This is a genomic window from Luteimonas terricola, from assembly GCF_004352845.1.
Classification (GTDB): Bacteria; Pseudomonadota; Gammaproteobacteria; order Xanthomonadales; family Xanthomonadaceae; genus Luteimonas; species Luteimonas terricola.
Map to the genome: position 1 here is coordinate 1 of NZ_SJRX01000018.1, position 8095 is coordinate 8095.

12 protein-coding genes are annotated in these 8095 nt (G+C 56.7%); all 12 read left to right on the top strand.

What is annotated here, in order from left to right; genetic code table 11:
* Positions 1-684 precede the first annotated feature (684 nt).
* The 12 genes from E2169_RS14060 (at position 685) to E2169_RS14115 (ending at position 7914) form a co-directional block, all read left to right on the top strand.
* Positions 685-1086, top strand: a complete 402-nt coding sequence (locus tag E2169_RS14060) for a hypothetical protein (protein ID WP_132987247.1) — start codon at positions 685-687, stop codon at positions 1084-1086.
* Positions 1087-1217: 131 nt separating this feature from the next.
* Complete coding sequence (locus E2169_RS14065) at positions 1218-1727, top strand: hypothetical protein (RefSeq protein ID WP_132987248.1); 510 nt, start codon at positions 1218-1220, stop codon at positions 1725-1727.
* Between the two features lie 69 nt (positions 1728-1796).
* Positions 1797-2090 (top strand): hypothetical protein, encoded by a 294-nt coding sequence (locus tag E2169_RS14070; RefSeq protein WP_132987249.1) that lies wholly within the window; start codon positions 1797-1799, stop codon positions 2088-2090.
* 109 nt (positions 2091-2199) lie between these two features.
* Positions 2200-2466 (top strand): hypothetical protein, encoded by a 267-nt coding sequence (locus E2169_RS14075; RefSeq protein ID WP_132987250.1) that lies wholly within the window; start codon positions 2200-2202, stop codon positions 2464-2466.
* A gap of 421 nt (positions 2467-2887) precedes the next feature.
* Positions 2888-3457, top strand: coding sequence for an NMCC_0638 family (lipo)protein (locus E2169_RS14080; protein WP_425480565.1), 570 nt, complete (start codon positions 2888-2890; stop codon positions 3455-3457).
* A 465-nt stretch (positions 3458-3922) separates the two neighbouring features.
* Positions 3923-4297, top strand: coding sequence for an HNH endonuclease (locus tag E2169_RS14085; protein ID WP_165942445.1), 375 nt, complete (start codon positions 3923-3925; stop codon positions 4295-4297).
* A gap of 122 nt (positions 4298-4419) precedes the next feature.
* Entirely contained in the window at positions 4420-4851 is a 432-nt protein-coding gene (locus tag E2169_RS14090; protein ID WP_132987253.1) for a tetratricopeptide repeat protein, read from the top strand.
* Positions 4852-4969: 118 nt separating this feature from the next.
* Positions 4970-5296 (top strand): hypothetical protein, encoded by a 327-nt coding sequence (locus E2169_RS14095; protein WP_132987254.1) that lies wholly within the window; start codon positions 4970-4972, stop codon positions 5294-5296.
* Between the two features lie 95 nt (positions 5297-5391).
* Entirely contained in the window at positions 5392-5775 is a 384-nt protein-coding gene (locus tag E2169_RS14100; protein WP_132987255.1) for a PH domain-containing protein, read from the top strand.
* Positions 5776-5847: 72 nt separating this feature from the next.
* A complete protein-coding gene (locus E2169_RS14105) occupies positions 5848-6372 on the top strand; it encodes a hypothetical protein (protein WP_132987256.1) in 525 nt (174 codons plus the stop codon).
* A gap of 140 nt (positions 6373-6512) precedes the next feature.
* Complete coding sequence (locus tag E2169_RS14110) at positions 6513-6827, top strand: hypothetical protein (protein WP_132987257.1); 315 nt, start codon at positions 6513-6515, stop codon at positions 6825-6827.
* Positions 6828-7326: 499 nt separating this feature from the next.
* Positions 7327-7914 carry a hypothetical protein gene (locus E2169_RS14115; protein WP_132987258.1) on the top strand — a complete coding sequence of 196 codons (588 nt, stop codon included), beginning with the start codon at positions 7327-7329 and terminating at the stop codon, positions 7912-7914.
* The last annotated feature ends 181 nt before the right edge of the window (positions 7915-8095 follow it).

Below are 8095 nucleotides of genomic sequence, written 5' to 3' on the forward strand. Positions count from 1 at the left end.
GGCCAAGCTTCGCAAAGTTGCTGTAATGTTCGGCTCAGGGGGTTGGGCCAGGTGCTACGCATCGGCGGCCTAACGAGTCATTCAAGCCGATGCCGCTTCGCGGCACGGCTTAATTCTGGTGTTAGGCGACCTATGTTGGGTCGCCGCTAAGAGGTCGTCTCCAGAGGCGACCACTCGGGAGCCATCAATGTCTCTTATCCGTTCACCGCTCGCGCGCGCGCTTGTGGCCACGGCAGCAGTCCTAGGCTGCACTAGTGCAATGGCTGCCAAGCGAGCCGACGCTTGCGTTAAATACGAGATGGAGTATGGCTGGTCCAAGGGCTACGCTGTTGAGGCAACCGTCCTGCAAGGATCGGAGCTCAACGAAAAAGTGGGTAGCTTCACGCGCTTCAGCTCTTTCGCCACCTACGCCGTAATCTTTTGGGGCGAGGGCCAAGCCACCATTCTAAAACTCCCAGCAATGTCCGTGGGCAGCCTACCAATGTTCGAAGGTCAAGCCGAGGATCAAGAGGGGAGGCGGTGGAAGATCAAGGAAGGGCACATGTTTTGCAATTAGCGCCGCCTAACAATGCGTTCAAGCCGAAGCCGCTTCGTTACGCAAACCACATGGCAGGTACAGCTTGCCATGTGCTTCGCTCCACTACGCGTCTCGGCTTAACTTAGGCGTTAGGCCTGCAACTACCAATGCGCATAGCCCTCGCGATCTACGCCTCTATTTTCCTTCTCCTGTACCTCTACGGGCTACTTTTACGCGTCCGCTCCATCAAATCAGACTTAGCGTCTCACGGTCCAAGAAAAACCTATGGTGACCTAACGCTTGTGCTCGCCAGCGGCCTTATGTTCGTGGCGTGCTATGGCTACGTCGTTCAGCGCCCCATCCTCCACCCATGGTTCTGGGCTGCTTTCTTCGTGGTAAGCGTCGGCAGCTTGCTTTGGTCGGGGCGGTTCATCTCTTCACTTCAGTCTGAGCACGGCACAAGAGCGGGGCTTGTCGCCTATTTGGTCAACACGGTTCTTGTGTTACCCATCGATCTGGCAGTATTCCTCTATGCGTTCCGTTCCGCACAGGTCTGGCAGCAGGCCTAACAATGCGTTCAAGCCGACACCGCTTCGTTACGCAAAGCACATGGCAGGAACAGCTTGCCATGTGCTTTGCTCCACTACGCGGCGCGGCTTAACTTAGGTGTTAGGCGTCATACCGTACTCTTCGGCTACCCATGACCTGGCTCACTCTCTCGCACGCAAAGAACGAAGGTCGCAGCGTTCAGCTCCGTTTTCGACCTGATGCGTTCCTGCACGACCAAGAGGCTCCCGTCGTCGAAGTAACAATTGAAGGGGTTGACGAGCCGGAGGCAGCAATCTCGGCCCTTACGCGTTTCCACGAAGACTTCGTTGTTGATCTCGTGGTAGATGAGCGAGAGCTCCGCGTACTCGGAGAGATGGACGACGAAGAGACTGTTGTACGTGGCTCACGAGCGTGTTCTCGCAAGGTGCCGTACTCTGCCGACGAGCTAAGGCAAACAGCAGTATTCTTTGAGCGCTTGTTGCGTGATGAAACATCCCACGCGTATCGTCAAGCCGCGAAGCTGCGGGCTATCCGACACTTTGTAGCCGACCTCGTTGAGCGCGCGGAGAAGAAGGGAGTCCTCAGTGAACGGTCGCACGACACAACAGAGGCCCAGCTTTCGGTGCTTCGTCGGATCCTCAATCGGATCGATGACGCCTAACTATTCGTTCAAGCCGAAACCGCTTCGCGGTTCGGCTTAACTCAGGTGTTAGGCCGCCCGGAGGCTTCGATGCTCATCTACACGCAGATGCCCAAGCTCGGCACGAATATCATGCTAGTGCTGGGCATCCCATTCTATCTCTGGGCAGCTTTCGTAGGACTCATGGCGGCCTCGTGGTTCCCCGGCGCCACACTTGTCGTCCTCTCCGCAGCGTTTTTCCTCTACACGTTCGTCTATTCCAAGGCGCTCAAGTTCTTTGCGCACCGGGTCTATCCGCGGAGACCAGTGTTGCACTTCGTCACAGGGGTCCTCGCCGTACAAGGCCTCCTACTGCTTGGTACCTTTTTCGGTGTCGCGGCCTAACAATGCGTTCAAGCCGAACCCGCTTCGTTACGCGGCCCAGGCGGCAGGTAAAGCTTGCCACCTGGTCCACTCCACTGCGCGGGTCGGCTTAACTTAGGTGTTAGGCCGCATGTCGCACGCTCGCCGCACTCGAAAGACCACTTCGGCGCAGAGTCCAGAGCGCAGGATCTCGCCGCTATGGCGTCTGTGCCTGGGTGCGGCTGCGACCGCGACGCTAGCCTTTATCTTTGAGGCGCACCAACTTGTCCAAGCTATTAATGGCTACTACTTCAATAAACCCGCATCATTACTGACCGCCGTGGATATGCTTCTGACGCTGGTTGCGGTGTACCTTCTACTCGTGGCGGCATCCGGTCGCTGGCGGCTGTTTCTGTGAGCCACCAAGGCAGCTTCGGTGCGGCCTAACGATTCATTCAAGCCGATGCCGCTTCGCGGCACGGCTTAATTCTGGTGTTAGGCCGCAGCAATTACATCGCCGCCTGCTGCAGTAGCGAGAGGTTCTTGCGCATGGAGTTCGCCGTCTACCTCTTGGGTGTGGTGTTCCTCGGGACGTTCTACTATCCCCTAAAGGCTGCGACCGGAGGCGGGGTCTGGTTCGTTCTGGCAGTCGTTGTCTACCTAATCTTCGTGCGGCTCGTTGGGTACGGTGTAAAGCGCTTAGTCTTGGCTCGGAGAGAGAGTCCCCATGAGTAGGCTGTTCAAGCCAGTGTCGCTGGGTCCGCGGCCTAACCGTTCATTCAAGCCGACGCCGCTCCGCGGCGCGGCTTAACTCAAGTGTTAGCCTTCCGAGACGAATCATGCGCAGGTTACTAATAACAGCGGCACTTCTCCCAGCTCTGGCAACGGCATCCACGCCTTCGGACAGCATCAACGACCTTTTTGCTGGCACGTGCATGAAGCACTTCTATTCGCAGGACAACCTACGGAAGGCCATGGGTGACATTGGCGCTCCGGAGGCTCCTCCTGAGAAAGCAGAGTTCTTTCTTGACGGCAATTCCGGCACAGCATGGTTCGTGGTGGCGCCGTCCACGACATATGTGGTCGCGCTCCGCGATGACACCGTTTGCGCCGTGTTCGCGCAGCGCGCCGATCCCAATCAAGTACACGCTGGCTTCTCGGCCTTGGTGGGTACGGCTCCGGAACCGCTCATGGCGGCGGCACAAGAGGCCACTGGTCTCGGCCCGAACGCCCCATACACTCGCACCATGGCGTACACATGGTCACGATCTGAGGACAAAGATGAGCTTCTTTTTGTCCTTACCACTTCTGACAGCAGCGACGCCACTGCTCAGGCCATGGTTTCAATGTCATTGGTCGGCAAGGCTAACAATTCGTTCAAGGCGATGCCGCTTCGCGGCACGCCTTAACTCAGGCGTTAGGCCTTGTTTCCCGCACTGTTGTTGCCGGGTTCCAGGCAACCCGCAGCGCCTCGCTTATCCGCAGCGTTTGCACCTCGCACGCGCGGTGCCGGCATCGGTAGTCAGACCTGCAGTACCTCGGCTTCGGACAGGCGCGACTCTTCGCAAGATTCGACCGGCCGGCTCGGCTTCGGGCAGTGCGCGGTGAGAGTTCTTGGCCGCGCGACTTGATCTTCTAGGCTCCGCTCGCGCCACGTGCCAGGTCAAGCTCTCCAGCAAGACTTGTTGTACTGTTCGGCTCAGGGGTTGGGCCGTCGCGGGTTGGGCATAAGTGCCGGGCAGCGGCGGCCTAACAAGTCGTTCAAGCCGAATCCGCTTCGTTACGCAAAACACATGGCAGGTAAAGCTTGCCATGTGTTTCGCTTCACTACGCTGCTCGGCTTAACTCTGGTGTTAGGCCGCACAGGAGAGATCATGACCAATCCAGCAGAAGCACCACGCAGCACTTACTACCAAGCATTCGTCCGCGATGCGCACAAATGCGTTTACTGCGACAAGGACATCCTTGAATCCCTGGATAGCTTTGCCGCCTCACATCTTGACCATCTCAAACCCAAGCGCACCGGTGGCACCGACGATCCGGTCAACTGCGTTACAGCTTGTGCCGTCTGTAACAGCATGAAGGGTGGGTTTGATCCTTCTCCGGACGGTCCTGTCACTCCGGAGACGTTTGATTTGGTAGTGGCTACCGCTCGCGCGTACATTTTGGACAAGCGCGAGGGGACTACGCCGTGCACGTACGTCCGCGACTACGCATACTGGCTGAAAGAGTCGGGGCGTGCGGCCTAACAATGCGTTCAAGCCGAAGCCGCTTCGTTACGCAAAGCACATGGCAGGTACAGCTTGCCATGTGCTTTGCTCCACTACGCGTCTCGGCTTAACTTAGGTGTTAGGCTGCAATGGAGAATCCCGTGGAATCGCTTGCCCCACTACTGAGCCAGCTCACAGCCATTAAGTGGCTCCTGATCTTTATTGCGCTATGCGTATTGGGCATGCTCATCATCTTCTTCGTCATTGCGGTCAACCTGTTGGACGCAGTAAAGGAGGGGCGGAGCAGTAACCGGAGCAGTAACAAAAGATCGGAGCTCGATGAGTTGCTCGCTTCTGGACAGGGCAAAGCTGCAAAGTTCACCGCATTGGAGTGGGTTTCGTCTCAACCCCTTAGCCCCGATGCCCATTGGGCTCTGGCCAAGGCTCACTACCAACTGGGCGAGCTGTCAGAAGCAAAGAAGGTGCTCACGGGCTTGCTCAAATTTGCTCCCGAAGAGCACTATCGAGTGGATTCGTGGCTTGAGTTACTGGATACGGAGTTCTCGGAGCGGCGGCCGAGGCCGGTGTCCTGATATGCGGCCTAACAATGCGTTCAAGCCGAAGCCGCTTCGTTCCGCAAAGCACATGGCAGATACAGCTTGCCATGTGCTTCGCTCCACTACGCGTCTCGGCTTAACTTAGGTGTTAGGCATGTTCCGGACACTCATCTGCTGCCCAAACTGCCGCAATGAAATCTCGCTTGAAGAGGCGAGAACTACCATTCCGGCTGTCCCACTGCCGGAACAAAGCACCACCTTCAAGAAGGCCTCGCTCGTGTACACCGTCTGCCCCAGGTGTCGCCGGGACTTCCGCGTCACAGGAGAGCGATCTGCCGCTTTGGCGGTACTCGTCGCCGTGTTCCTCTCCCTCGTTAGCGGGTTCTTTCTGGACTCGTGGGTTCCACTGGCCGTTGTTGCCCTTCTGCTGCTATTTCAGCGCAAGATCATGCAGATTCTTATCCGGGCAGAACATGCCTAACAATTCATTCAAGCCGATGCCGCTTCGCGGCACGGCTTAATTCTGGTGTTAGGCCGGCGCCCAGCAGTCTGGCAACTCATGGGGAGAGAAGCTACGTGGCTGAAACAAACGCAATTCTTGCTTGGACGTTGGTGTCTGAGTGTCCAGTGCCTGGGGACGTGACTGATCTGCTTGTGACCGGCGAGACGGCTATCGCCGCCTATAAGACGTTTAGAGACGCCGCAATCTTTACAAACAAGCGCCTTATTGTCCGAGACGCTCAAGGCTTCTCTGGCAAGAAGGTTGAGATCTACTCACTTCCTTATTCGTCCATTTTCATGTGGTCCTCTGAGAACGGCCATGGCATCTTCAACGTCAACTCAGAGATTGAGCTCTGGACCAAAGCGGGTCACATCAAGGTCAATCTCCATAAGGGCCTTGACGTGCGCCGGCTCGACAAGCTCATTGCGGAGGCGGTGCTGCAGGCCACACCGGCCTAACAAATCATTCAAGCCGATGCCGCTTCGCGGCACGGCTTAATTCTGGTGTTAGGCGCATCATGGACTCCGCACATGCTCTCTGAGATCCGAATAGTCATCACACTTCTCGTGGCAACCCTCGGGTCGCCCATCGCACTAGCCAGTGATCGCTTTGAGGTGCCGGGGACTCACTACTCTGTCAGCATCCCTGGAACTCCAGAATGCGAAGTGCATGAAATGGACACCGCTCTTGGATCAATCGAAAGGCACGTCTGTTCGTACTACGACAGTGAGCTCGGTGGCGGGTACTCGATTGAGTACTTTTCGCTTCCAGTCGTACCCGATCAGGATATGGCGCAAATCATATTAACCGCCACCGCGTCTGGCGCTGCTGAGAGTTCGGCCAGTGAAATTACACGCCAGTCAGAAACCTTGGTTGACGGCTATCCAGCGCTGGAGGTCACCTTTCTCATGCGAGATAAAGGCTTCTTTGCTCACGTGCGCTATGTTCTGGTCGGAGGCGATCTCGTAACGGTCTCCGTTGACGGCGGCAAGCGTATGCATGACTCGCCAACTGTACCGGCCTTCCTAGACTCGTTAAGGGTATCGGGCAGCTAATCGTGGGATGCGCCTAACAATGCGTTCAAGCCGAGGCCACATCGGGGCGCAAACCACATGGCAGATACAGCTTGCCATGTGCTTCACGCCCCGCTGCGTCCCGGCTTAACTTAGGTGTTAGGCCTCACGGATAGACATCTATGGAGCTTGCAACAAACGTCGTGTTGATTTGCGCTTGCGTGCTGATCGCCTGGGGCAGCTTCGGGTTGATCGCCACGTGGCTTGTGCCTGCGCTGAAAAAGTCACGCCTGCTCAGCCGCAAGATGTTCATTGGCAGGATCGATCCAACGCGCATGAACCTAACACTTATATCGCTCTGGGGCATTGTGTTCGGCGTATTTTTGTTGGCCTCAGCGCTTCAGTACAGGAGACTGTTCTGGGCCTCCTTCGTCATCTTTATTCCGCTTGCCATTTGGCGCATAGTGCGCAGCAGCAAGCCGGGCCGAGAGGCCTAACAATGCGTTCAAGCCGACACCGCTTCGTTACGCCAGGCACATGGCAGGTACAGCTTGCCATGTGCCTGGCTCCACTACGCGGCGCGGCTTAACTTAGGTGTTAGGTTTCGGTTCTGGATTCCACTTAGTTGCAAGGAGAGCAAAAATGCCAATGACCCGCTTCTACTTTCGTGACGCCGAGATTTCCAGCCGCGCAACCAAGCCGGGAGACGCCTCACTCGACCCAGGCACCCGAATGGAAGTCGACGGAAGAACGTATGAAATCTCTGCGGTCTCGCCAGATCCTGCAACCGGCGACATCAAGATTGGACTGCGGGCAATTGCGTCATAAGTCTTCGTCAATCTGCCCCTTTTTAGCTCCGCAATGACCCCGCCGCCACCTAACAATGCGTTCAAGCCGAAATTGCATCGCTACGCCAACAACATGGCAGAAAAAGCTTGCCATGTTGCCGGCTACGCGCTGCAATTCGGCTTAACTTAGGTGTTAGGTGGCAATCGAATGTCTTGGCTCGTCATGCATGCAACGGCAAAAGACATCGCGCTTGTTCGCGATTGGGTCAATGACTCTCCGGATGTTGCTTGGATTGTCAAAGCTGCACAGTCTGGCTGCACCTATACATGGCGAGCCGTCCCCCGAGTCGAGACCCTTGCTGAGCAGCAATACGCCATCTGGCACACTCAAACCGGCCCGCTAAACATTCCCTCCGGTGAGGTGGACACACCGGATCTTCTTGTACCCGACCCATTTCAAGGCTGGACACAAACTCTAGACCAGACAAATGCGACCGCTCCGTGGTTTGGCGACAATCTGCCTGGCCCATACAGTCTTCAGTTCCGGGAGAGCGGCAAAGAGCAACTCAACTCTCTTGGCCGGTCGGAGTTCTATTGGGCCCTTGATCGTTTCAAGTCCATCGGCAAGCCCGCCCATCCGGAGGCCAGACGTTGGTGGCAGCAACTCCGACGGTTCGTTGAGCAATCCTCCACAAAAACACCGTTACCTGATTCCTCTGGCCGTTTCAGTACGTTTGTATTTCCAGAGGCACTTCAGCAACATCGCGCTGGTCGCCATTTGGACGTAAATCCATGAGTTCGTACGGGTTGCCACCTAACAATTCATTCAAGCCGAACCCGCTTCGCGGGTCGGCTTAATTCAGCAACTGTCTTGAAGCGTTCCGCTCAAGCCAGTGCCAGGCCCTCGGCCCGAAGCTCGTCGCGGCGCCTGGCATTGATGATCCCGAGCAGCTTCCGCATGCACGCCACCAGCGCCA

Coding starts and splice junctions, on each gene's coding strand:
- E2169_RS14060 (WP_132987247.1), top strand. CDS start 685: ATGCGCATAGCCCTCGCGATCTACGCCTCTATTTTCCTTCTCCTGTAC.
- E2169_RS14065 (WP_132987248.1), top strand. CDS start 1,218: ATGACCTGGCTCACTCTCTCGCACGCAAAGAACGAAGGTCGCAGCGTT.
- E2169_RS14070 (WP_132987249.1), top strand. CDS start 1,797: ATGCTCATCTACACGCAGATGCCCAAGCTCGGCACGAATATCATGCTA.
- E2169_RS14075 (WP_132987250.1), top strand. CDS start 2,200: ATGTCGCACGCTCGCCGCACTCGAAAGACCACTTCGGCGCAGAGTCCA.
- E2169_RS14080 (WP_425480565.1), top strand. CDS start 2,888: ATGCGCAGGTTACTAATAACAGCGGCACTTCTCCCAGCTCTGGCAACG.
- E2169_RS14085 (WP_165942445.1), top strand. CDS start 3,923: ATGACCAATCCAGCAGAAGCACCACGCAGCACTTACTACCAAGCATTC.
- E2169_RS14095 (WP_132987254.1), top strand. CDS start 4,970: ATGTTCCGGACACTCATCTGCTGCCCAAACTGCCGCAATGAAATCTCG.
- E2169_RS14105 (WP_132987256.1), top strand. CDS start 5,848: ATGCTCTCTGAGATCCGAATAGTCATCACACTTCTCGTGGCAACCCTC.
- E2169_RS14110 (WP_132987257.1), top strand. CDS start 6,513: ATGGAGCTTGCAACAAACGTCGTGTTGATTTGCGCTTGCGTGCTGATC.
- E2169_RS14115 (WP_132987258.1), top strand. CDS start 7,327: ATGTCTTGGCTCGTCATGCATGCAACGGCAAAAGACATCGCGCTTGTT.